This window comes from Micromonospora lupini, from assembly GCF_026342015.1.
Classification (GTDB): Bacteria; Actinomycetota; Actinomycetes; order Mycobacteriales; family Micromonosporaceae; genus Micromonospora; species Micromonospora lupini_B.
Window position 1 is genome coordinate 2,779,015 of the sequence record NZ_JAPENL010000001.1, and the last position, 19,763, is coordinate 2,798,777.

At 69.5% G+C, this 19,763-nt stretch carries 28 protein-coding genes; 8 read left to right on the forward strand and 20 right to left on the reverse strand.

Annotated elements, in window-relative coordinates; genetic code table 11:
- Positions 1 to 711: 711 nt before the first annotated feature.
- On the forward strand, positions 712 to 1,287 hold the full coding sequence (locus tag OOJ91_RS12375; protein WP_266244754.1) for a hypothetical protein: 576 nt from the start codon (positions 712 to 714) through the stop codon (positions 1,285 to 1,287).
- A gap of 695 nt (positions 1,288 to 1,982) precedes the next feature.
- On the opposite strand, the gene OOJ91_RS12380 is transcribed toward OOJ91_RS12375, so the two are convergent.
- Together OOJ91_RS12380 and OOJ91_RS12385 are read right to left on the reverse strand one after the other, a co-directional pair.
- Complete coding sequence (locus OOJ91_RS12380) at positions 1,983 to 2,564, reverse strand: RNA polymerase sigma factor (protein WP_266244755.1); 582 nt, start codon at positions 2,562 to 2,564, stop codon at positions 1,983 to 1,985.
- A gap of 130 nt (positions 2,565 to 2,694) precedes the next feature.
- Positions 2,695 to 3,072: a hypothetical protein gene (locus tag OOJ91_RS12385; protein WP_266244756.1), complete on the reverse strand. Its 378-nt coding sequence runs from the start codon at positions 3,070 to 3,072 to the stop codon at positions 2,695 to 2,697.
- A gap of 97 nt (positions 3,073 to 3,169) precedes the next feature.
- Between OOJ91_RS12385 and OOJ91_RS12390 the strand changes: the two genes are divergently transcribed.
- The gene (locus tag OOJ91_RS12390; RefSeq protein WP_266244757.1) at positions 3,170 to 3,607 is read left to right on the forward strand and encodes a hypothetical protein; all 438 of its coding nucleotides are present in this window, start codon (positions 3,170 to 3,172) and stop codon (positions 3,605 to 3,607) included.
- 144 nt (positions 3,608 to 3,751) lie between these two features.
- On the opposite strand, the gene OOJ91_RS12395 is transcribed toward OOJ91_RS12390, so the two are convergent.
- The 4 genes from OOJ91_RS12395 to OOJ91_RS12410 form a co-directional block, all read right to left on the reverse strand.
- Entirely contained in the window at positions 3,752 to 3,880 is a 129-nt protein-coding gene (locus OOJ91_RS12395; protein WP_266244758.1) for a hypothetical protein, read from the reverse strand.
- Positions 3,881 to 4,023: 143 nt separating this feature from the next.
- Positions 4,024 to 4,239: a hypothetical protein gene (locus OOJ91_RS12400; protein WP_266244759.1), complete on the reverse strand. Its 216-nt coding sequence runs from the start codon at positions 4,237 to 4,239 to the stop codon at positions 4,024 to 4,026.
- Positions 4,236 to 4,427 carry a hypothetical protein gene (locus tag OOJ91_RS12405; RefSeq protein ID WP_266244760.1) on the reverse strand — a complete coding sequence of 64 codons (192 nt, stop codon included), beginning with the start codon at positions 4,425 to 4,427 and terminating at the stop codon, positions 4,236 to 4,238. The genes OOJ91_RS12400 and OOJ91_RS12405 overlap by 4 nt, the downstream gene beginning before the upstream one ends.
- A 604-nt stretch (positions 4,428 to 5,031) precedes the next feature.
- Positions 5,032 to 6,237: a helix-turn-helix domain-containing protein gene (locus OOJ91_RS12410; RefSeq protein ID WP_266245384.1), complete on the reverse strand. Its 1,206-nt coding sequence runs from the start codon at positions 6,235 to 6,237 to the stop codon at positions 5,032 to 5,034.
- A 259-nt stretch (positions 6,238 to 6,496) separates the two neighbouring features.
- On the opposite strand from OOJ91_RS12410, the gene OOJ91_RS12415 reads away from it, so the two are divergent.
- Entirely contained in the window at positions 6,497 to 6,661 is a 165-nt protein-coding gene (locus OOJ91_RS12415; protein WP_266244761.1) for a hypothetical protein, read from the forward strand.
- A 24-nt stretch (positions 6,662 to 6,685) separates the two neighbouring features.
- A complete protein-coding gene (locus OOJ91_RS12420) occupies positions 6,686 to 7,348 on the forward strand; it encodes a hypothetical protein (protein ID WP_266244762.1) in 663 nt (220 codons plus the stop codon).
- Here the strand turns inward: OOJ91_RS12420 and OOJ91_RS12425 are convergent.
- On the reverse strand, positions 7,327 to 8,058 hold the full coding sequence (locus OOJ91_RS12425; protein ID WP_266244763.1) for a metal-dependent hydrolase: 732 nt from the start codon (positions 8,056 to 8,058) through the stop codon (positions 7,327 to 7,329). The two genes, OOJ91_RS12420 and OOJ91_RS12425, sit on opposite strands and share 22 nt — an antisense overlap.
- A 66-nt stretch (positions 8,059 to 8,124) precedes the next feature.
- Between OOJ91_RS12425 and OOJ91_RS12430 the strand changes: the two genes are divergently transcribed.
- Positions 8,125 to 8,322: a hypothetical protein gene (locus OOJ91_RS12430; RefSeq protein ID WP_266244764.1), complete on the forward strand. Its 198-nt coding sequence runs from the start codon at positions 8,125 to 8,127 to the stop codon at positions 8,320 to 8,322.
- On the opposite strand, the gene OOJ91_RS12435 is transcribed toward OOJ91_RS12430, so the two are convergent.
- The 4 genes from OOJ91_RS12435 to OOJ91_RS12450 all read right to left on the reverse strand — a co-directional run bounded on the left by OOJ91_RS12435 (position 8,315) and on the right by OOJ91_RS12450 (position 14,737).
- Positions 8,315 to 10,648, reverse strand: a complete 2,334-nt coding sequence (locus OOJ91_RS12435) for a hypothetical protein (protein ID WP_266244765.1) — start codon at positions 10,646 to 10,648, stop codon at positions 8,315 to 8,317. The genes OOJ91_RS12430 and OOJ91_RS12435 overlap by 8 nt on opposite strands.
- A 1,770-nt stretch (positions 10,649 to 12,418) precedes the next feature.
- Positions 12,419 to 12,670 carry a hypothetical protein gene (locus tag OOJ91_RS12440; RefSeq protein WP_266244766.1) on the reverse strand — a complete coding sequence of 84 codons (252 nt, stop codon included), beginning with the start codon at positions 12,668 to 12,670 and terminating at the stop codon, positions 12,419 to 12,421.
- Positions 12,667 to 12,861, reverse strand: coding sequence for a hypothetical protein (locus tag OOJ91_RS12445; protein WP_266244767.1), 195 nt, complete (start codon positions 12,859 to 12,861; stop codon positions 12,667 to 12,669). The genes OOJ91_RS12440 and OOJ91_RS12445 overlap by 4 nt, the downstream gene beginning before the upstream one ends.
- 16 nt (positions 12,862 to 12,877) lie before the next feature.
- Positions 12,878 to 14,737, reverse strand: coding sequence for a DUF2637 domain-containing protein (locus OOJ91_RS12450; protein WP_266244768.1), 1,860 nt, complete (start codon positions 14,735 to 14,737; stop codon positions 12,878 to 12,880).
- A gap of 237 nt (positions 14,738 to 14,974) precedes the next feature.
- On the opposite strand from OOJ91_RS12450, the gene OOJ91_RS12455 reads away from it, so the two are divergent.
- The 3 genes from OOJ91_RS12455 to OOJ91_RS12465 all read left to right on the forward strand — a co-directional run bounded on the left by OOJ91_RS12455 (position 14,975) and on the right by OOJ91_RS12465 (position 15,980).
- The gene (locus tag OOJ91_RS12455; protein ID WP_266244769.1) at positions 14,975 to 15,223 is read left to right on the forward strand and encodes a hypothetical protein; all 249 of its coding nucleotides are present in this window, start codon (positions 14,975 to 14,977) and stop codon (positions 15,221 to 15,223) included.
- 73 nt (positions 15,224 to 15,296) lie between these two features.
- Positions 15,297 to 15,770: a hypothetical protein gene (locus tag OOJ91_RS12460; protein WP_266244770.1), complete on the forward strand. Its 474-nt coding sequence runs from the start codon at positions 15,297 to 15,299 to the stop codon at positions 15,768 to 15,770.
- Between the two features lie 9 nt (positions 15,771 to 15,779).
- On the forward strand, positions 15,780 to 15,980 hold the full coding sequence (locus tag OOJ91_RS12465; protein ID WP_266244771.1) for a hypothetical protein: 201 nt from the start codon (positions 15,780 to 15,782) through the stop codon (positions 15,978 to 15,980).
- Between the two features lie 42 nt (positions 15,981 to 16,022).
- On the opposite strand, the gene OOJ91_RS12470 is transcribed toward OOJ91_RS12465, so the two are convergent.
- The 9 genes from OOJ91_RS12470 to OOJ91_RS12510 are packed head-to-tail and all read right to left on the reverse strand — an operon-like array spanning position 16,023 to position 19,748.
- Positions 16,023 to 16,277 carry a hypothetical protein gene (locus tag OOJ91_RS12470; protein ID WP_266244772.1) on the reverse strand — a complete coding sequence of 85 codons (255 nt, stop codon included), beginning with the start codon at positions 16,275 to 16,277 and terminating at the stop codon, positions 16,023 to 16,025.
- Positions 16,274 to 17,026 (reverse strand): hypothetical protein, encoded by a 753-nt coding sequence (locus OOJ91_RS12475; protein WP_266244773.1) that lies wholly within the window; start codon positions 17,024 to 17,026, stop codon positions 16,274 to 16,276. The genes OOJ91_RS12470 and OOJ91_RS12475 overlap by 4 nt, the downstream gene beginning before the upstream one ends.
- The gene (locus tag OOJ91_RS12480) at positions 17,023 to 17,331 is read right to left on the reverse strand and encodes a hypothetical protein (RefSeq protein ID WP_266244774.1); all 309 of its coding nucleotides are present in this window, start codon (positions 17,329 to 17,331) and stop codon (positions 17,023 to 17,025) included. The genes OOJ91_RS12475 and OOJ91_RS12480 overlap by 4 nt, the downstream gene beginning before the upstream one ends.
- 2 nt (positions 17,332 to 17,333) lie before the next feature.
- Positions 17,334 to 17,690, reverse strand: coding sequence for a hypothetical protein (locus tag OOJ91_RS12485; RefSeq protein ID WP_266244775.1), 357 nt, complete (start codon positions 17,688 to 17,690; stop codon positions 17,334 to 17,336).
- The gene (locus tag OOJ91_RS12490; protein WP_266244776.1) at positions 17,687 to 18,373 is read right to left on the reverse strand and encodes an NUDIX domain-containing protein; all 687 of its coding nucleotides are present in this window, start codon (positions 18,371 to 18,373) and stop codon (positions 17,687 to 17,689) included. Before OOJ91_RS12490 ends, OOJ91_RS12485 begins: the two co-directional genes overlap by 4 nt.
- Complete coding sequence (locus OOJ91_RS12495; RefSeq protein WP_266244777.1) at positions 18,370 to 18,609, reverse strand: hypothetical protein; 240 nt, start codon at positions 18,607 to 18,609, stop codon at positions 18,370 to 18,372. The genes OOJ91_RS12490 and OOJ91_RS12495 overlap by 4 nt, the downstream gene beginning before the upstream one ends.
- Positions 18,602 to 19,072, reverse strand: a complete 471-nt coding sequence (locus tag OOJ91_RS12500; protein WP_266244778.1) for a hypothetical protein — start codon at positions 19,070 to 19,072, stop codon at positions 18,602 to 18,604. Before OOJ91_RS12500 ends, OOJ91_RS12495 begins: the two co-directional genes overlap by 8 nt.
- An 11-nt stretch (positions 19,073 to 19,083) precedes the next feature.
- Positions 19,084 to 19,260 carry a hypothetical protein gene (locus OOJ91_RS12505; RefSeq protein WP_266244779.1) on the reverse strand — a complete coding sequence of 59 codons (177 nt, stop codon included), beginning with the start codon at positions 19,258 to 19,260 and terminating at the stop codon, positions 19,084 to 19,086.
- Positions 19,257 to 19,748, reverse strand: coding sequence for a hypothetical protein (locus tag OOJ91_RS12510; protein ID WP_266244780.1), 492 nt, complete (start codon positions 19,746 to 19,748; stop codon positions 19,257 to 19,259). Before OOJ91_RS12510 ends, OOJ91_RS12505 begins: the two co-directional genes overlap by 4 nt.
- Positions 19,749 to 19,763: the final 15 nt, after the last annotated feature.

The window sequence follows — 19,763 nt, forward strand, 5'->3', positions numbered from 1 at the left end:
GGCACGACGGTGCCGCAGCGCCCAGAAGTTCCAGCATATACATGATGCCCGATACGTCCTGTGCAGGCAGAGACAGGATGGGTCACCCGGATCGCAGTCCCACTCTTCGCCCAACAGCCAACCCGCAGCCTGCCGCTTGCTTCGGACCCGACCGAAGACCTTAGTCGCGCTCACACCGCGGGCCAGGCTCCCCGTGACAGGTTTGGTTCGGGAGGGCGACTGACACCGCTTGTGGCACCGGAAGGTGACCATAGGGAGCGACCCCGCGGGAAACGGCGGCGGGGTTGGATCGGACGTTTGCGCAGGCGTGGCAAAACCTTCTTCTGGTACGCGAGTCACCCTTAACAATCGGGGCACCGGAAATTTCAATATCGAACCGATCCGCTCGATGCCGTTCATGTTGTCTCAACTGAGCAATGACAGAAAGAAAACTGCCAATACGCACTTAAAGCGATTCTCGACCTTTAGATTGAATAAGCAAAGTTTGCCCAAAACTTCTGGAATGTACTGTTAGTGAGATTTATTGACGTTGACTTCGATGGGTGCCCCGCTGTAAGTTGCGAATTGCACTTGCTGCTAGTTCTAATCCACGGGGAAGGTGTCACCTTGTCAAAACCTGTATTTCGGCTTGCTAAAGTCGTGGCGGCTGCTCTATCCACTGCCTGCCTATCTCTACTCATGACCGCAGTGCCTAGTAGCGCCGCTCCGACAGTGTCGAGTAGCGCCGCCCCGATCTCGACGAACAGCTACGACTGGCAGTCGTCGACGGTCGCACCTACCGCAGAACAATTGGCGGCCGGCATCGCGGACGTCTTGAAGCGGACGCCGGGATCCCGTCAGATTAGTCAAGCAGAAGTTGAACTAGCCCCTGGATTGGTACTGCGGCTACCGCAAGCCAGCGGCGGGGCAAGAATGATGTCGGACCCATGTCCGAGCCTCTATATGTGCGCCTATGCAAATCGCCAGTACGGTGACCCGAGCCTGAACTTCACCACATGTGGCAGGGAATGGAACTTGGGCAACTACGCCTATCCGGGCGGCGGCGTTTGGAATGACAAGATTTCCTCCGTCAACAACCAGCAGAGTAGTGGAACCTGGGGCTTCTTCTTCAATCACCTGGGCAACAACAATTGGACTAAGATCCTGTCAGTCGCAGCTGGCACAAAACGAGCAAACTTGGCGCTAGACGCCGACGAGTCGACTGGCATTGGTAACGTCAACGACAAGATCGACGGTGTCCATGTCTGTGGCCCCGTTCGTTCACCATGGACGCCAAACTACCCGTGACGTTGGAACACCGGCAGGCGTGTCCGGAGAGTGTCTCCGGACACGCCTGCCGGCTTTTGCCGAGTGTCAGGAAGATCCCTTGGGGGCCGGTGTAGGCGCAGCAGGAGACGTGGTGTCGCTGGCTTTCGAAGGTAGCGACGAGGTGCTTGGACGTGGGGGAGCCACCTGGAGACCAACGGATCCACAGGCCTCTGGGGCGTTTCCAAACTTATCGCCATCTAGAACGTAGACCAGTTTTCCGCCAGAGGGCTGGTCTGGTGCCTGTGTTGCAGCGGTCGGTCTGCCGATTACGCAGTAGAACAAATTCCGCGGCGCTTTGTCGCCGAAAGATCGATGCCATACTCTGCGGCACGCATCAGCCGGCCGCTCTCCTTCACGAAGGGTCGTATCCGTTTGCTTTTGGAGGCCTGCGGTGGAACACACAAAGGCCGAATCAGAGGCGGGCAGGTACTCGGGCGAGGCAACTGGAGCGTCGTAACGGGCGATCGCCGCAGTAGCCCCGCCAGCGATCAGCACCCCCAAGGTTGTGGCTACGAGCATCGCGCGTCGCGATGGACGACGGCGCCGAGCAGGCCCTCGTTCTGCAGCAAGCACGTCGTTCAAAACTGCCCGCCCATCTTCACTGCTGACAAATCCATTAGACGGTTCCGGCCTGGAGTTGATCAGGAGTTGCTCCACCTGACCCTTTGAAATTTTCAACGCATTACTCCTGCTTGAAGATGGTCTGCAATCGAACGGGCGTCTAATCCATTCTCAATGACCTGCGCTTGCACCGCTTCAGCGAATCTGCGCTTCGCTCGGTGCAAACGGACAGCGAAGGCCGCTTGACTACATCCCGCTGCGTGTGCCGCATCCCTTCCTGTCAGGTCATACCAGTAACGAAGCCACAGAACTTCGCGATCCGCCTCGCTGAGGTTGCCCAGCGCGGTTATCACCTTGCGACGCTCGACGATACCGTCCGCCTGATCATCAAGGTGCTCGTCTGGGTATTCCCGTAGGCGTTGGTGCAACGCAATCCAATCAGCTGCCTGCCGTCTTTCGGTGGCAATGACGCGCCGTGCGACCCCGAATAGCCATGGACGTTCTTCTCCAAGGCGGATCGAGTCGAGCCGACGCCACGCCACCGCGAAAACCTCACTCACGACGTCGTTAGCGGCTTCAGCGGTCACCTTGTTTCTGGCGTATGCATGTATCGCGTTCCCATGCTGAAGAAACAGGTCGGTCAGCCGCTGTCGATCTGCTGCTGCTGAGGCAGCGCGGTTCCGTTCGGCGTGCACTATGCCTCCAGGGATGCGTCTGCATGTACTTGCTCCGAACCTCGGACTCTCTTACACCCCCACGACGTCGATCCTCCTGCCCCCGTCGTGGCGTGACAGCGGAACCGGGCGTGTACTGGCCCGAGGTGGCCTAGCGGGCTCCTGGCCCGAAGTACGGGGCGGCGTCGACATCGCTGTGGGGCGGCCACTGCTGCACGTCCCCGCACACCCCGCAGGTCCACGTCCGGTGCAGCCCTGAAGGGCTGCACGAGCACGCTGCCGTGCCCAACGCCACCCGGCCGGGCTTGAGCGGGTGCCGATCGGCCCCGGCGCATGTCTGCGGGATGGCCTCCTGCCACACCACCACCTTCAGGGTGGGGTCGAGCACCGCCCGATGGGCGGCCCGCCCGCAGTCCCGGCACGCCGGCACCAGCTGCTGCCACGGCTGCACGATCCCGTGCACCGGGCACGCGTACTGGCCCGGCCGGGCCTTGATCTGCCCCCAGTCGACCTGCCCTGGCTCGTCCACGCCCGGCAGCGTACCCGCCCACCCGTGTCCGCCCGGCCGCCCTCGCTCAGGGCCGCCGGGCTTCTTCCTGTCTGCCCTTGCATCCCCGGGAGGGGTCATGTCCGTGCCCACCAACCTGCCCGCGAAGGTCACGATCTTCGGCCGGGAACCCGCCGTGCTGATCATGGCCGCCGCGTCGGTCCTCGCCCTGTTCGTCGCCTTCGGCGCGGACTTCCTCACCGCCAAGCAGGCCGGGGCAGCCGAAGCAGTCTTGGCCGCCGCCGCGTCCACCTGGCTCGCCTTCAAGGTTCGGCCGCTCGCCCCAACGCTGTTCGTCGGCCTGATCACCACGTGCGCCACCCTCGCCGCCGCGTACGGCTTCGAACTCAATCAGGAACAGGTCGGCTCTATCACTGCCGCGTCGATCGCCCTGATGACCGCCCTCGTCATCCGCCCGCAGTCCACGCCGACGGCGGACCCCCGCACCATCGACGGCGTTGTAGTTGCCGGTGACGTCCGTATGGCCTACGTACGGCCCACGTCCCGGTTGCGCTGATCACTTCTGGTAGCCGGCTGATCGCCGCTGGTATGAGGCGACCCCTGCTCGGCGGTAAACTGGACGAGGACCGCTCCTGAGAAAAGTTGATCCTGCGCCCCGCTCACCCTCACGGGTGGGCGGGGCGTTTTGGTCGTCCTGGGCTCAACGGCGGCGGCCGGCAAGCTCACGGCGGAACGCCTCCAACCGGGGCCGGCTCCACTCCCGCAGCTCGCAACCCTGCGGGGTGCATTGGTGGCAGGCGCGGTCGTTGCGGTGCAGGTCCTCGATCATGCTCGCGACGACCAGGTCACCGGCTGGTGCGTGCCGGTCAGGGCAGCCGCACGGCTCCCTCCGGCCGTCGACGACCACCACCCCAGCGCAGTCGTGCCCCAGATCCAAGGGCCGGCCGGACCGGCAGCCCGCGCACCACTGCATCACGCCGCCCGGGTCAACAGGTTCGGCACGTACGGCGGCTCCCCCACGACTTCGAGGTAGTAGGCCGCGTTGCCTCGGGCTGTACACGCGGCCACGCGGCAGATGGGGCACCGGTCAGGGCTCGGCCAATGATCGTCAACGATCGCTTTCGCGGTTCGGATCATCTGCGTGCGCAGATCACCCAGATCGTCGAAGAACGGCCCGCCGTCGGTCATTTGCCCACCTGCCGATCCTTCACCGGCCGCCGACGGCGTGGCTGAGCGGCCGGCGCTGTCTTGTCCGGCCCCTCCGGCGCCACCCGGGCAGCGGGGCGGGACCACGCGACGATCCGCTGATACAGCTCCTCCGGCGGCGTGCCAGGAAGGTCGACTGCCGCGTCGTAGTAGTAGCCGGCCAAGCTCATGGCCAGGCCCTGTGCGTCTCCCCTGTACAGCTCCGACAGGTTCACTTTCGCTGGCGCGCACGGCCACGGCTGCTCGCACACAAGGCAATCCCAACCCGGCTTGGTGGGTGCGTGCTCGATCGGTTTCTGCGGGCTGAGGCCGGCCATGACCGGGGGCCGGGTCACCTCGGTCGCCCCGACGATCGGTGGTCGCTGTCGGAGTCAGGTGCCGAGGGCGGATCCGCTTCGTCGTCGGCGCGGTGGTCGGGTAGAGCCCCGGCGCGGTTCCCGTAGAGGGTCGCGGGTCCGGTCCGGTCCAAAGGTCCCGGCTCTGCTCTGCGCCACCACCTGAACAGCTTCACCGCGCCGCCCTCCTGCCAGAAGGGTGGGGGCGATCTCCTCCCAGGCGGGAGGTGTGGACCGCTGACGATCGCCCCCACCCGGAATGGGTGGGGGCGACGACGGTGCACGCACACCACGCCGGATGCGGGTAGACGCACCGTCGTCGCCCCGGTCGGTCGATACCGTGTCGGGGGGACCGGTTCGGACGACCTGCAACAGACCGTAAGGCGGCGGTCACGCAGCCGGCGTCACGGCGTGGGGGACTACCCCGCAGCGGGGTACCTCAGACCACGCCCACCCGCTCGGCGAGGACCCGCAGGTCCGCCCGGGTGGTGGGGGTTTCCCGGATCAGCAGCTCCCGCACTGTGGAGCGCATCAGCAGGTTCAGGCGGGACTCCTCCGGTGACTCCCGGTCGGCGCGCAGCAGCATCGTGATCGACGCCAGGTCGTCGCGCTTCGACGCGTACGCCCGCGCGAGGTGCGTCAGGTGCGAGTGCCGGCGCTCGATGCTCGGCGACCGTTCGATGTCGACGCGCTCCCCGATGCGCAGGGCCTCCCCCGGCCGGGACAACTCGAGAACGGCGGCGGCGCGGTGGATCTGCACGTTCGTCGGCCCGAAGAAGATGTGGTGGTGCTCGGTTTCGCCGGTGCGGCGGGCGATCTCGTCGGCCCGGTCCAGCACCGCCAGCGTTCGCCGTTCGTCGCGGGAACGCGCGTACTGGATGGACAGGAGCAGGTGCAGGCCGCCGAGGACGGACAGGCGCACCGGGTCGCCGTCGCCGGCCCGTTCGAGGTCAGCGATGGCCTGCCGGCACATCTCCACCGACTCTTCGGTGTGCCCCCGGTTGGACAGCACCTGGCCCATGTTCCACGCGCTGGCGGCCCGGTACGACGGGTCGTCGGCCTCGTACGCCGCGGTGAGCGCCCGGTCGGCGGCCAGCACGGCGATGTCGTTCGCGCCGACCCGCTTCGCATACGCGCGCACGAGCAGGTACAGGTCTGCGGTGACCCGCTGCGCGTGCCGCCGCTCCGCGCCGTCGAGGCCGACGGCGACCGCCCGCGCCGAGTGGACCAGCTCCGGCAACACCGGAGCCGTGTACGTGTACCGCTGCCGCGACTGGTACCAGGTCGTCCACGCCAGCCGTACCCCCGCGTCGAGCTCTCGCAGCGACGGCACCTGGTCGACGACGGGCGCGTACGAGTGCATGGCCGCGCGCAGCGGCCGGACGCTGTCGTGTTCGGCGGGGTCGTCGGGCATCGCCCCTATCGGCAGCCCGGTGAGCCGGTACAGGTCACGGACCCGCAGGATGCGGGCGATGTCGATCCAGTCGCCGAGGCTGTTGACCGAGCGTTCGCCGGATTCCCATTTCCGCCAGGCGGAGACGGTGACGCCCTTGAGCTGGGCGGCGACCTCTTGGGTGAGGCCGGCGCGCTGCCGGTACAGCTTGATCCGCTTGCCCGGGGGCATCGGGTCGTCGACAAGCTCCATGGTGACCTCCTGCACGAGGTTCAGCTGCCACCATCGACGGTACCGCGTGGACGGTCGATATCATTGTGTCGTCGCCACGACGACGCGAGGGGGAGCCGGGCTGCACACCGGGCTCCCCCTCGGCGCGTCCCCGGACCGTGATCATCGGCCGGACACGCCCGGGACAGGTCGGTTTCAGCGGAACTCGCGCTGCCAGGCGATGTGGGAGCGGGTCGACGTGCCATGCGTCGGAGGGCCAGTCGATGGCCGCTCCCTGCTCGTGCCCCTCGACGACGATGGGTCACCGCCGACGGCGATCGACCAGACGTGGCTGTGGATCGAGTACGGGGGCGAGCTTCTGGACGCCGACGTCGACGGCGTGTACGAGTTGGAGAGTCAGGCCGGCGCCGGTCCTCCCTGGCTGTACGTCTGGGCACCCCGGTAGCGCCGGGTTCGTACTCTCTCCGGTGTGCTGTCGATCTACGTCCTGCTGTCCGTGTGGCTGTCCCGCGCCGAACTCGGTGACCTGGCGACGTGGGTGGGGGCGCTCGCCAACGTCGCCACCCTCGCCTTCGCCCTTGTCGCTGCCATCGTCGGGTTCCGCGTCTACAAGATCGAGTCCGGGCGTGACCGGCGAGCCGAGGACGAACGACGGGAACGGGCGCTCGACGAGAGGCAGGGTCAGGCTTCACTCGTCTCGGTCTGGTTCGACAAGGAAACAACCAACGCCACCCCAAGACTCGGCAGGGTCCAGTGGCCCATGACTACGTGGGGCGCGCACATTCTGAACGCCTCGACCTTACCGATCTACGACGTGCTGATCTTCTTCCGCTTCTTCGGCCTATTGGACACCTGGACGGGGGGTCAGGTTCCGGTGGTGCCGCCGCATAAGCGCGACGTTCAGGAAGTGCTGCCGCAGGAGATGTGGGATCTGATCCGCCTCAGGTACCCGCACGGTATTGACGGTTTGAACGTCGTCCGGGTCGCCATGGAATTCCGCGACTCGGCCGGGCGGCGCTGGCACCGCGACTGGGATGGGGTCTTAAGCGAGTTGCCCAACTACCAGCTTCCAGTGAGGTCACCACGGTCCGGCGGGGCGGACGTTGCCGTTCAAGCAGCGCCGAGGAGGTAGCTACCCGCGCCAAGCGCCCCGACTAACAGTGCCACCCACACCACCCGCTCCGCACCACTGCCGGTGCGGAACCGCAGCCACCGCGGCGACCCAACCGGCTGCCACCGGCACCCGCGCACCCGCAGCGGCCACCACAGCGGGCACCGGCTCAGCGTCATCGCGTCACCCAGGCAGTGCGCCCACGCCCCCCACGCCGCCGGCAGCCCAATCCACCACCACCCCGGACCACCCTCGGCGAGGGTCGCGCCGACCGCGACAGCCACCACCATGATCCCCAGCCAGCCGCGCCGCCGCCGGCTGACCAAGCCCCGCACGGCAAGCGCCGCTGACACCCCCACCACCGGCACGCCGGCCGCCGCCCCGACCCGCCACCCGGCCACCCCGAGCAGCACACCCATCACGACCGCGAACGCGCCGGTGTGGGTGAGCGCCCGATGCCCGTCGGAGTCCCCGTCGCAGCACCCGCAGGTCACCCGCGACACCACCCGACTCACCGCGGCGGTTACCCACGACATAGCGCCGGTGACCGGGCCGAGGCTGATCGACGCGGTCGCGTTCGGGTGGTCCAGGTCAGGCACCAACGCCCACCCGGCAGAGATCACCGCCCCCGCCACGACAACGTGGGCCGGCACCGGCTCGGTGATGGCGGTGAGGGCGGCGCAGCCCACCAGCCAGCCCGTCGCGCCGCTCAGCGCGTGGGTGCGGCCCATCACCGCGACACACCGCCCGAAAGCGACACAGTGACGAAAGTCGTACTCATCTGAGACACTGCGTACATGACAGCGCGTGAGCAGGACCGCCAGCGGTGGCTGGAGCGGTTGACGGCTGCGGTGACTGAGGCCACCGACAGCGGTGCCACGCCCGACGACCTGCGCGACGCGTTCGACGCGGGTGTCCGGGCGGCGGAGGAGCGGGACCGGCTGCGCGCCGGTGTCCCGTCGCCCCGCCGCGCCCAGGCCAAGCAGCTCACCTGACCACCTGCCGGTAGTACGGGCCGCTCGTAGAGGTGTCGTCCCGCTCCACCTCGCCGGCCCTCACCATCGCCGCGAGCACCTGGCCGCTGCGTGACCGATTCACGTCGACGCGCGTCTCCGCAGCGATCCGGCGGCGAATCTCGGCGTCGGTCAACCACTCGGTGCCGGCCTGCCGCACCACCATCCGGATCAGTTCCCGGACAGTGGTCTGCACCCCGTCGCCGGTCGCGACGGGCACAAGGTCGGTACTCGGGCCGGCGGGGCGGGGCCTGCTGGCGAACACGTCGGCCGGCCCCACCTCCCGTTCCCGCTGTGCCGGCACAGCGGCGCCGGCCGGAACAACCTCCGGTTCGCGGCTGCGGCGGAACGCCTTCGCGTCGAGGAGGAACTTCTCCACCAGCGACCCGGGCTCCGCAGCGGTTGGCCGGTCGGGGACGTGCACCCGCACCGGCTCGTCGTCGAACTCGGGCACGTCCTCACCACGTAGCTCAGCGAGCTGGCGGGCCGCCCGGTCCCACCGGCCGGCGTAGGCACGGCCAGCCTCAACATCCCGCATGACCGGGTGTCGGGCGATGTCCGGGAAGTCGCGGGGGTCCTTGCCGCCGAGGACGTCGCGCACGGTCACCCGCGCGGCGACCTTCTGCGCCCGCTCGTCCAGGTCCGGCCGCAGGTGCGCGGTGGCGATCGAGTGCGCCTCGATCATGTCGGGCGTGACGTCTTCGGTCTTCGTCTTCACCGGTCCCTCCCCCGACTCGGGGAAGTTCACGAACATGTCGCCGTTGGGCATCGGCCCCTTGTAGCGGGGGTCGACGCCGAGGACGTGCCCGTACTCCTCATGCAGTGCCATACGCAGGCACACCATGACCGCCATGGCGGTCTTGAGCGCCCGGTCCAGGAGGTCACTGGTGCCCCGCAGGATCGACATCACGACGCGGACGCCCTCTGCGCGGGCGATCTGTGCCGTGCGGGTGATGCCCATCTTGACGAGCTGGCCGATGAGGGTCGTCGCCTGTGCGATTTCGGCGCCCTCGTCGGTGATGAGGATGATCGCCGGCAGGTCCTTGTCGACGGGCAGGACCGTGGTGTTCTTGGCCTTGCGGCGACGTCGAGCCTCGGGACTGATCTTCCGGTCCTTGGCGACGGCCTGGGTGATGGCGACCATGACGGCCGCCTCGAACTCGTTGTCGGCGACCCAGTCAACGATCGGCTTGGTGGCGAGTCCTTTCGCGTATGCCTCGACCCACGGCCACGCGGTTCCGCCGCCGTTGAGGTCGATCACCCAGATCAGTGCGTCGACCCAACGGGCCATACGCATGATCAGCCGGTGAAGGAACGTGGTCTTGCCGGAGCCGGTCATGCCGCCCACGAGCATCGACTTCTCGCGCAGGTACGCCATGACGTGGCCACCCTGCGGCAGCCGCGCCAGCGGGATCCCTTCGTTGATCGACGAGGGAGTGATGTCTTCCTCTGCCCGCCGGTACTCGGCCAGGCAGTTCCGCAGCATCACGTTGAGGACGATGACGCCCTGATGCGCGCCCGGCTTCGTCTGGACGGTGCACCCCTGCTCAAGCTGGGCGCGGGTGGCGATCGTCGAGCAGGCCCCGATGAAGCTGTCGAACGTCAGCCCGTCGGGGATCTCAACGACAACCTCCTCGCCGTCCTCCGGCACGTTCCAAGGGACCACCCGCAGGACCGGCACCTGCTGTTTGAACGTCCGCCGCAGCACTTCGGCCCACCACGCCTCGCGGGACGTCGACGCGGCCGGCACCTGCTCGACGAGCGGCTGCGGGATACCTCGGATCACCCATTCAGTCGGGGCAAGCCACCGTTCGAACAGACCCACGAGCGCGGCCCCGCCCGCGAGCAGAATCACGCTCGTCCATGGCCAGCCCACCGTGGCGATGTACGCGGTCCACACGCCACCCATCACCGAGGCCGCCGCCCGGTGCGCTGCCGCCTTATCTCGATCCCCGATCACGCTGATGAGCACCGCGCCGAAAGCGCCGAACAGGCCAGCTCCGACGGCGAGCGCCCACGCCCACCCGATCGCACCGGACTCGGCGCCTCGCCGGAGCAGGCCCGCTACGACGAGCACCGCGAGCACCCAGAAGGGCACCCATACGGTGCCGCCGGAGCGGACCAACTCCCGCTGAGGCATGGCCTGCGGCCTCCTTTCCGTTGTCGTTGTCATGGCCGGCTCAGGTGTCCTGCTGGGCGTAGGTGACGTCGGCCTTCTTCTCCCGCTCGACGCCACCGCGGGTGCCGTTGAGCCGGTTCTCGTCGCCCTCGTGGCGGTTCTTGTACATGCCGGGCAGCGCTTCGGCACGCGCGGACACCCGGCGGAACCGGCCCAGCGCCTCTTCGTAGTCGGACAGCGCTGTTGCTGCTTCCGCCTTGATCGCTTCGACTTCGGCGACGACGAAGTTGTCGGCGGGCAGGTCGTCACGGCCGGCGACGACGAGGTCGTCGATTGCCTTGACGACGCCGGTCAGGAGGTCGGCCTGGGCTGGCATCTTCTCGATGGCCTCGTCGACGACGCGGCTGATGACTCCGATGCTGCGGCCCCATCCCTGGAGGCTCGAATCTGCGGCCATTGTGGTCTTCCTTCCGGTTGGTGCCCCTGGTTGGGGCGTCTGGTTTCGGGTCGGCTCCGGGCGCTGCTGGGCCCCGGACTGCCGTTGGTCCTTCTGCTGTTGGGCGTCGGCTGGGCGGGGCGTCGGCTCGGCTCGGGTCGGCTCCGGACGGGTGGCCTGCGCCGGTTCCGGCTTCCGGGCCTTCGTCTCCTGACCGGTGTCGGTCTGCTCCCCCTTCGGCTTCGGCACGCCGACGCCGTTGACTGCGTCCGCGCCCTCCCCGGCACCCGTTTTCAGGTCCCGGCCGAGGCGACGCCAGAACCCGGGCTCCTTGCCGCCGCTGCCGGTGTCGGTGTTGGTCGAGGTGCGGTTGTCCCCGTTCCCGCCGCTCCTGTTCTTGCCGCCGCGCTTGCCGCGTCGGGTGGGTCGCCCGCCGCCGCCACCTCCGCCGCCGTGGTTGCCGCCGCCCCCGTTCGAACCCGACGAGTGGCCTGCACCGGACGGCTTCCCGCCCTTGCGGCGGAGGAACGACGGCATCTTCAGCCCGCCGAACTTGCCGCGCTTACCGCCGCCCCCGCCATGGCCGCCGCCGGATGGCTGGCCGCCACTGCCGTGCCCGGCCGTGTTGCTGTGCCCGCCGCCCTGCTTGCGGTTCCGGCCGAACCGCTCACGCAGCCGTCCCAGCGGACCCCGCTTACCGCCCCCGTGACCGCCGCCATGAGCGCCGCCCCCGGCGCCGCCACTGTGGCCGCCACCGGCCCCGCCACTGTGGCCGCCGCTCGGCGTCCCGCCGCCACGACGTCCCGTGAGCAGTCCGGCGATCCGGCTCCGCAACCCTGGGCGGCGGTGCCGGCCAGGACCGCCACCACCGCCATGAGCGGCGTCACCCGACCCGCCGCCGTCACGGCCACCACCGTCACCACGGCGACGCAGCAGACCGACCAAACCGCGACGGCGGGTGTCACTCCCCTTGCTGTCCTTACCGCGGGCAGCAGCTCGGGCCGCGGCCTTGCGGGCGACCGCCGAGCGACGCCACGCCAGCAGCGCCCAGAAGACGATCGCCCCGAGGATGAAGTTGACGGCCAGGGTCCACACCCACCCGCCGACCAGAAGCAGGAGCACCTGCAAGCCGACAACGGCCATGCCAACGGTGGCGAGGACCGGCGGGGTCAGCAGCTTGGCCATCGCCTTGGCGACGAGCGGGTGGACCTGCTTCACGCGCACCTTCGGTTCGGCGTTGGCGGTGGTCGCGCCAGGCGTGCCGGTGGTGGTCGTGGTGGGTTGGGCGCCGGTGGTCGGTCCCGTCGTTGGGGCGGTCACGCCGGCGGCTTGGGGCGTAGTGGTGCCTCCGGCGGCCGCCGGGGCGGTGACGCTCTGCGACGCGTCAAGGGGGGTGGACGTCGAGGGGTTGACGGAAGAGGAAACACCCCCCGTTGAGCGCTGGGCGTCCGTCTCAGCCCCCGCGTCAAGGGGGGTGGACGTCCACCATGTCAAGAGGCTACCGATACGCACAGTGACTCTCCTCAGAACGCCTTGGCGACGAACCCGATGAAGGACTGGATCCAGCCGATCAAGCCGAGCAGCAGATTGCTCAGCAGCCCGTCGCCGGCCGAGGCGATGACCACGCCCAAGAGCACGGCGGCCAGCGTGTCGAACCAGGTGAAGCCGGTGCGCCAGGTGCGGAACAGCACGTAGAGCAGCAGCAACGCGCCGATGACGGCGATGGGGACGATGGTGGCCGGCTTCCCGGCGGCGGCCGCGGCGAGCGCGGTCATCGGGTGACCGCCGCGACGATCAGGGCAGCCACGACCGCGCTGACGACGATCGCGGGCCACGAGGTCAACGCCTTGACCGTCCGGGCTCGGGCCTTCGCCCGGAGCTGCGTGGCTGCGTGCTGGCGTACGGCGGCGTGCCGTCGGACGGCCTTCGCGCTGAGGTGACCCGGTGGGGTCGTGTCGGGTGCCATGGTGGATACCTCCTGGTCAGCGGGTTACGGGTGTGCCGTTGGTGCCGGACAGGGCCGGCTCCTTCGGGGCGGGGATCAGGCTGGTCGGCACGGCGGCGAGACTGTCGAGGTGCTTGCGCCGGTTGTCGAACCAGCGGCGCACGCTGCTCTCCCCCGCGCCGACCTCGGCGGCGATCGCGTCGAAAGTCCACTTCTTCTTGTCGGCGTCGCGCAGCTTGAACGCTCGCTCCTGCTGGGCGCTCCACGGCGGGCTGCTCGGTGAGCGGTTCGCCGACCCGCCGCCGGACCGCTCACCGCCGGACCGGCCGGCGCTCGCGGGTTGACCGCTCGCGGCGCTGCCGTGAGCACCACCGGCCGGAGCGCTCACCGGCCTGCTCGCGGCGGCGCTCGCGTGAGCAGCCTCCACGGCGGCGTCCCGCTCACGGGCGAGCCGCTCGGTGGTGGCGCTCAGCTCGGCCGCGTGGCGGTCGGCCAGCACGTCGAGCTGCCGCAGCGCGTCGGCCGCCGCCCGGTCAGCGTCGGCGCGCACCTGGTCGAGCCGGGCGGCCAGCCGGCCGCTGTCGTGCTGGGCGGCCCGCAGCTCCCCGGCAAGGCGGGTGATCTCGTCGGCGCGGTCGGCGGCGGTCTGCCGGGCAGCGGTCGCGTCGGTACGCGCCCGGTCGGCGTCGGCCTCGGCTGTGGTCGCCCGCGCCTCGGCGGCCGTCCCGTTCGCGTGGGCCTGGTCGAGCTCGGCCGACGCGGAGTTGAACAGGTCGGTCGTCGCGGCAAGCTCGCCGCTGACGCGGTCCAGCTCGGCGTGCACCCGCGCCAGGTCGGCGGCGAACCGCTCCTGCGCGGCGGCCAGCTCATCGGCGGCGACCTTCACCAGGCGGGCCTGCGCCTCGGCGGCCTCGGTACGGAGCGTGGTGCGCTCCTCGGCGGTCGTCTGCCGCAGGTCCGTCAGCGCGGTGTCGAGCTGCCGGACTCGCAGCCACGGCCAGATCCGTGCCCACCCGGCAGCCGGCAGGGCGGCGGCGGGGACGTCGAGCCGGTACCGGGCGATCCGCTTCGCCCGGCGGACCGCTTCGAGGTGGGCGACGGCGTGCCGCACCGACCCGTACCACGCCTTCTGCTCGTCGGTCGGGTCCGCGCGCAGGGGCCGCGGCGGGTGGTTCCGCCATGCCAGCCACGCGGCGGCGGTGTTCGACGGCCAGGTCACCCAGCGGATGCCGAACACCGGGTTGACCCGGATCACCAGGGCCGCGCCCTCACCGAACAGGTCGAGCAGTTCGTGGAGGATCGCCATGCCGAACAGGGACAGCAGGGCGAAGTACCCGCCGCCGAGAGCGGAGCCCCCTGCGGCGCCGGCTTCGTGGGTGAAATTGATGAGCGCCGACGCGATGGTGGCACCCCACACGACGCGGTAGGCGCGGGCTGGGCTGCGCTTGCGTTTGATGGCGAGGAACGCGAGGAAGCCGAAGGTGACGGCGACGCCGTCGAGCGTGGCGGGGACGAGGAACTGCCACCCGTCCTTCCAATGCAGGGTGTCTTCGGCGAACTCGATGAGGCTGCGGAACGAGCCGGCGAGCACGGCGACCCAGAACAGGACGGCCGCGGTGACGGTGGCCTTGAACAGCGCCCCGTACTCCTCGCCCTCGTCGTCGGTGGTGGTCTTGCCGGTGGAGGCACGGCCGGCGGCGCGGATGGCCTTCGCGGCGCGGGAGCGCAGGACGAGCACGACGGTGGTGAGGACGGTGAAGCCGAGCAGCCACGCCCAGGCGGGGATGTAGTCGACGCCGGTCATGAACGCGTCGAGCGCCTGCCGCCACAGTGGGGTGTCGGCCGCCGAGGCGACGGTCAGCCCCGGGGTGGTGGTGTGCTCGGCGGTCAAGGTCACTGGCGTTCCTCCCACGTTTTGGCTGCTCAGACATCGACCTGACTTGACGGTCGTGGCACTATGATGGCACAAGTTCCGGAGTTTTCGTAGTTTCTGGAGGTGGCGGAAGATGTGGAAGACGGGTTGACGGTCGTTACGCCTCTACCGCGTGGATCTCGCACACCGGCTCGGCCGTCTGCCACACTGGGCGCGATCTGGAAGACCCGAAACACGCGGAAGATGACGGGGGCGGCACCGGTGGCAGATGAGGGCGAGTACGTGTCGCCGACAGAGGCGACAGAGCTGGTTCGCCCCCGCCACGGCGCGACGTCCATCCGCGAGTTCGCCGACGCCGGCCTGCTGCGCGTCACCTACACGGCCGGCGGTCACCGGCGGATCGAGCGCGCCTCGATCGACGAGCTGAACACCTGGCTCGCGATGCGACCCGGCCCGGAGAAGCAGGCCGCCCGGGAAGAGCTGATCCGGCGGAACCTCGGCACTGGGTAGTCCGCTTCCGGACTATCCGCCGAACGCGTCACGGCGGACTCCATGTCGCCGCGAGGTTCTACCCTCAGCCACCATGGACACACACACTGATACGTCGGCCGTCGAGGTCGCTCGTCGTCGCGCTACTCGCGCCACCATGGCCTGCTGGATCTTCTCGATCGCCGCGACCGTCTTCAGCGTCGTCGGCTTCTCGCCGCTGGAGCGGGTCACAGCCTTCTGGCTGGCCGGGCTCCTCGCTGCGGTCGTCATCGCGTTGCCGTCGCTGCTGGCCCGCGCGTTCGCCCTGGGCACCTCCGGCGTCACCAGGGTCGGCTACACGGCACTCGGGCTCGCCGGGCTCGCCTTCACCGTGGCCCTGCTGTGGGGGTACGGGGAGCAGATGGCGCTGTGGATGGGGATGAACGGGGCCGACAGTCCGACCACAGGCGGTGAGCGGTTCTCGAATGTCGCTTTCGTGGCGGTCGCGCCTGCGGTAGGGATCCTGGCGGGCTTCGTGCACGAGTGGAACAAGCTGCGGGAGGCCGGGCGTGTCGGCCGCCCCGGATAGGCTCTATACGTGAATGTGCTGCTCAGTGGTGGTCCCGGCGCCGGCCAGGTCGCAGAAACGACCGGCGGGGACACGCTGGTGTGGCGGGCGTGCCTGTACGAGCGAACCGGCGAGACGGGCCGGGCCGGCGGGGAGTCGCTGCGGGTGTACGCGCACCGGGAGGACTGCTGCGAGGCGAAGGGGCGCGGGTCCGAGGACCGCTGCGAGTAGCCGGCCACCCCTCGGCGGGGTGACCGGCCTGGCCGCTTTGGGTCAGAACGGCGGCTCGACGTCCCCACCGCGTGCAGGACGTCGCCGCACCAGGCCGCGCAGCCGGGCGCGCACCAAGTCGCCGCGGCTCGGCGAGCAGTTGGGGCACGAGCGGCGCCGGCCGAACCATCCGCGTACCGTCCGGCTGTCGCTGCACTCCCAGCAGTCGGGCTCCTCGCGGGGCGGGCCGATGCAGTCCTCCGGGTTGCCATCCGGGTCGAACGTGCAGCAGTCAGGGTCGTACGGGTGGTCGGTCACTCGCCACCTACGTAGGTGTCCCGGCCGCAGTCGTGGCCGGTTGGGGTCTTGAAGAACTCCTCGAACTCGGCCTGACTGCTGCCGCCCGTCTGCACGGCCTCGATGCCGGCGGTGGGCGACCCGCCGAAGTAGGTGCACAGCAGCCGCTGCTGCCCGGTGGTGAGGCATCGGGCGTGCGAGCAGTGGGAGTCGTGCGGGTTGCCGGCCTTGACGTTGCAGCCGTTGCACTGATCGGCGTGGTCGGTGACCGTTGGCAGGGCCGCCGGGTCAACCTCGATGCCAAGGGCTGTCAGGTCGATGCTGGCGTACTCGCCCACCTCGACGGTGTCGGCGTCGGCGCGGCCCATGCCGAGGATCTGCACCACCAGACGACCGTCTTGCCACACCACGGCCAGGGCGCCGCGTGCCCCGCCGCCGCCGTCGGGCCACCAGAACCCGGACAGCGCCACGGCCGGGTGGTCCTCGGGGACGTTGAACGAGTGCGTCAGCCGGAATAGGTCCCGGCCGCAGGCGGCCTCTGCGCTGTGAACGCTGTTGTCGGAATTCCACTGCCACGGGGACTCTTCGAGGAGGAACCCCAGGTAGGTGCCGGTGTGGTCAGCGGCGGCCATGGCCGGGTCGATCCGGCGGGCCTGGTAGACGGTGCGGGCCGGCCGCTCCGGCAGGGTGACGGCGAAGACGACGTATCGGCCGCACAGGCTGCGCCACACCCCCGGTTGACTGTTCGCCCACTGAAGCTGCACGGTCACCGTGCCCCCATGCGGTTTCGGAGGCCGGGCACGAAGCGTCGCCAGCCCTTGTAGGGCTGGGAAAGGGGCCAGAAGTTGAGCACGGCGATCCTGTCCGCCGGGAAGTTTTCCGCGCGGCTGATCGTGTGCCGGAACTCGTTGATCGTGGCCTGGTCAGTCGCTGGGCTGCTGCTGCCGATCGGGAGATGGCCCAGCCCGATCCGGCCGCCGTCGGTCTCGGCGGCGTACGACACCAGGTATTGATAGGGCAACTGCTGGCCGCGCTCGAATTCGGGCGACGCGCTGTTGGGCTCACCGCCTGGCATGGTCACAGCCCGGCCGCCTCTCGTGGTGCGGTCGCGTGCTCGGCGACCAGCTCGTCCAAGCCGGTGAGCCGGACCTTCCGGTTCGTCTCCCGCCCCAGGCCGCGAGGGCTTTCGATGACCAGCCCGTCCGGGTCGGTGCGGAAGTAGTCGTACCGCGTCGACGTCTCGGTGCCACGGGTCACCTCGGAGCGCAGGACCCGCAGTTGGTAGCCGCCGTCGCGGGTCTTCCCCACGGCGGGGCACCAGGTGATGCCGAACCAGTAAGAGGCGAGCTGGTAGCCGGCGACCAGCGCGGCGGCGGGCATCTCCCGCACGGTCCGGCTGCGCTTCGGCTTCGTGGTCGTGCTCGGGTCGGTCATCGTGGTGTCTCCTTCGGGTCGAGTTGGTCGCGGAGCATGTCGCAGTGGGCGGGGAACACCTGCCCGCCGTAGGTGTCGGCCAGGTGGGTGACGAGGTCGGTGTACGAGCCGGCGCGGATCCAGGCGGCCCGGCGGGCGTCGTCGGAACCGACGACCAGCGGCCGGCGCCGGGTGAAGTAGATGCCGAGGTGAGTGCGGGCGAGGACGGTGACCATCCACGCCTCGTCGGAGGCGCGCGGGTCGGGCACGTACCGGGCGGGGCTGACGCGCCAGTGGGCGCCGGGCAGGTGCAGGCCGGTTTCCTCGCCCAGCTCGCGGATCGCCCCGTGGAGTGGGGTTTCGCCCTGGTCGACCTTCCCGCCGGGCAACGCCCACCCGTGCCGGTCCTTGCGTTCGATCATGAGCAGCCACCGGTGGCCGGCGGCGTCGCTGACGGTGACCATCGCGTCGGCCGCGACCTGCTCACCCCAATGGCCGAGCTGGTTACGGCCGTAGCGGATACCGGTCGGCGCGTGCGGGTTGACCGGACGCCCGTCGACCACCTCGAAGGGGATCAGCGCGTCGGCCCGCCGCCGCTTCCAGTTGATGCGGGTCGGGTCCATCTCCGGATCGGCCCAGTCCTTGCCGGCGGCGATACCGGCCAGCACGGACGGGTCGGTGAAAGTGCGCGCGGCCCCGGTCATTGGTCGACGCTCGACAGGTCGAGGTGCCAGTAGGCGTCCCCGTCGTGGGTTGCCTCGGTGATGTCGTCGACGTGCCAGACGCCGTCCTCGTCGACGATCACGTCTCCTTCGACGACGGCGTCCACGAAGACCTCCACCCCGTCTACCTCGACGAGGGCGGCCGACGGGTAGATGGCGCAGCCGTCACCTTCGGTGTGGGGCCGCTCATGGACGGCGGTCGCGTTGCCGTCAGTCATGGCGCACCGCCGCAGCTTGCCGGCGCAGGATGTCCCGGATACCTTCCACCACGGCCATCTCGGGGTCGTGGTGGCCGGCGTCGAGCTTTGCCCGCAGGTCCGGTGTCAGCGCCGGGTACCGGCCGACGAACTCCCGCACCGCGTTCAGCTCGGTGGCCTGGTCCTCGACCTCCAGCCGGACATCCGAGGCGTCCAGCAGCGGAGCCACCCACTCGGGTGCCGTCGCCGCATCGCCGGCCCAGTCGAGGCTCCATGACTCCTCGTGCCGGTTGACACCAGCCGTGCCGTCCTTCTTGGCGTTGGGCCCCTCGATGACGAGGCGGGTGGGGGTGCCGTTGAGGAACGTCACGGTCACCTTGTCGGGCAGGATGCGGACGCTCCTGTACTTGGCCGGTACCAGGTCAGCGCCGGTCACCGCGTAGGCGCGGATCACGGTCACGTCGGTCGGTGCGAAGGTGGTCATGGTCGGTGTCCTTACTGGTGGTCGCGGATGGCGGCGTTGCGGGCGGCGGCGCGGGTGCGCTGCCGACGCGGGCGGGAGTCCTGTGGGCCTGCGGCGCCGGAGCGGCGGCGCTCCTGGTCGGTGCGCACGTAAGCCGGGTTCGGGCCCACGGTCCGGGTGGCGCGGGTCTTGGCGGCCACGGCGGTCACTCCCCGGCCTGCTCGATCGGGTCCACCCACACGTCGACGGTGTTTCCGGCGATGGTGAGGTTCGTGGGGAGGGACACCCCGGGCGAGCAGGTGCAGGTTTCGCACATGGCGTGCTGGTTGAAGAACGCCCCGCCGATCGCGGCGTTCAGGTCCCCGTCGACGTAGCCCTCCAGCAGGGGCAGCAGCTCGCGGGCGACGGCCACGGAGACGACGTCGGTGCGGGCGTTCAGCCGGTCGTACAGCTCGTCGACGTCGGGGATCGTGCCGCGCTCGGCGTACCGGCGGCCGGCCGGGAGCTGCTTTTCCTCGGCGGCGAGGCGGGCCAGCTCGGGATCGGCGGCTTCGCAGACGGCGCGGGAGACGATGACGGCCGGGTGCAGTCGCTCGTACTCGGAGCGCGGTCCGAACTGGATGCGGTACCGGCCGGTGGTGATGAAGTACCGGCCGTGGTCGTTGGGGCCGGTCACGGTGTGGGCGGGAATGGCCATGGCGGGTGCTCCCTG

What these genes read in the sequence shown, in the direction of transcription:
- OOJ91_RS12490 (WP_266244776.1), bottom strand. Translation starts at nt 18,373, where the DNA reads ATGACCGGGGCCGCGCGCACTTTCACCGACCCGTCCGTGCTGGCCGGT.
- OOJ91_RS12400 (WP_266244759.1), bottom strand. Translation starts at nt 4,239, where the DNA reads ATGACCGACGGCGGGCCGTTCTTCGACGATCTGGGTGATCTGCGCACG.
- OOJ91_RS12390 (WP_266244757.1), top strand. Translation starts at nt 3,170, where the DNA reads ATGTCCGTGCCCACCAACCTGCCCGCGAAGGTCACGATCTTCGGCCGG.
- OOJ91_RS12495 (WP_266244777.1), bottom strand. Translation starts at nt 18,609, where the DNA reads ATGACTGACGGCAACGCGACCGCCGTCCATGAGCGGCCCCACACCGAA.
- OOJ91_RS12430 (WP_266244764.1), top strand. Translation starts at nt 8,125, where the DNA reads ATGACAGCGCGTGAGCAGGACCGCCAGCGGTGGCTGGAGCGGTTGACG.
- OOJ91_RS12425 (WP_266244763.1), bottom strand. Translation starts at nt 8,058, where the DNA reads ATGGGCCGCACCCACGCGCTGAGCGGCGCGACGGGCTGGCTGGTGGGC.
- OOJ91_RS12410 (WP_266245384.1), bottom strand. Translation starts at nt 6,237, where the DNA reads ATGGAGCTTGTCGACGACCCGATGCCCCCGGGCAAGCGGATCAAGCTG.
- OOJ91_RS12395 (WP_266244758.1), bottom strand. Translation starts at nt 3,880, where the DNA reads ATGATCGAGGACCTGCACCGCAACGACCGCGCCTGCCACCAATGCACC.
- OOJ91_RS12445 (WP_266244767.1), bottom strand. Translation starts at nt 12,861, where the DNA reads ATGGCACCCGACACGACCCCACCGGGTCACCTCAGCGCGAAGGCCGTC.
- OOJ91_RS12405 (WP_266244760.1), bottom strand. Translation starts at nt 4,427, where the DNA reads ATGAGCTTGGCCGGCTACTACTACGACGCGGCAGTCGACCTTCCTGGC.
- OOJ91_RS12485 (WP_266244775.1), bottom strand. Translation starts at nt 17,690, where the DNA reads ATGACCGACCCGAGCACGACCACGAAGCCGAAGCGCAGCCGGACCGTG.
- OOJ91_RS12440 (WP_266244766.1), bottom strand. Translation starts at nt 12,670, where the DNA reads ATGACCGCGCTCGCCGCGGCCGCCGCCGGGAAGCCGGCCACCATCGTC.
- OOJ91_RS12480 (WP_266244774.1), bottom strand. Translation starts at nt 17,331, where the DNA reads ATGCCAGGCGGTGAGCCCAACAGCGCGTCGCCCGAATTCGAGCGCGGC.
- OOJ91_RS12510 (WP_266244780.1), bottom strand. Translation starts at nt 19,748, where the DNA reads ATGGCCATTCCCGCCCACACCGTGACCGGCCCCAACGACCACGGCCGG.
- OOJ91_RS12500 (WP_266244778.1), bottom strand. Translation starts at nt 19,072, where the DNA reads ATGACCACCTTCGCACCGACCGACGTGACCGTGATCCGCGCCTACGCG.
- OOJ91_RS12460 (WP_266244770.1), top strand. Translation starts at nt 15,297, where the DNA reads ATGGACACACACACTGATACGTCGGCCGTCGAGGTCGCTCGTCGTCGC.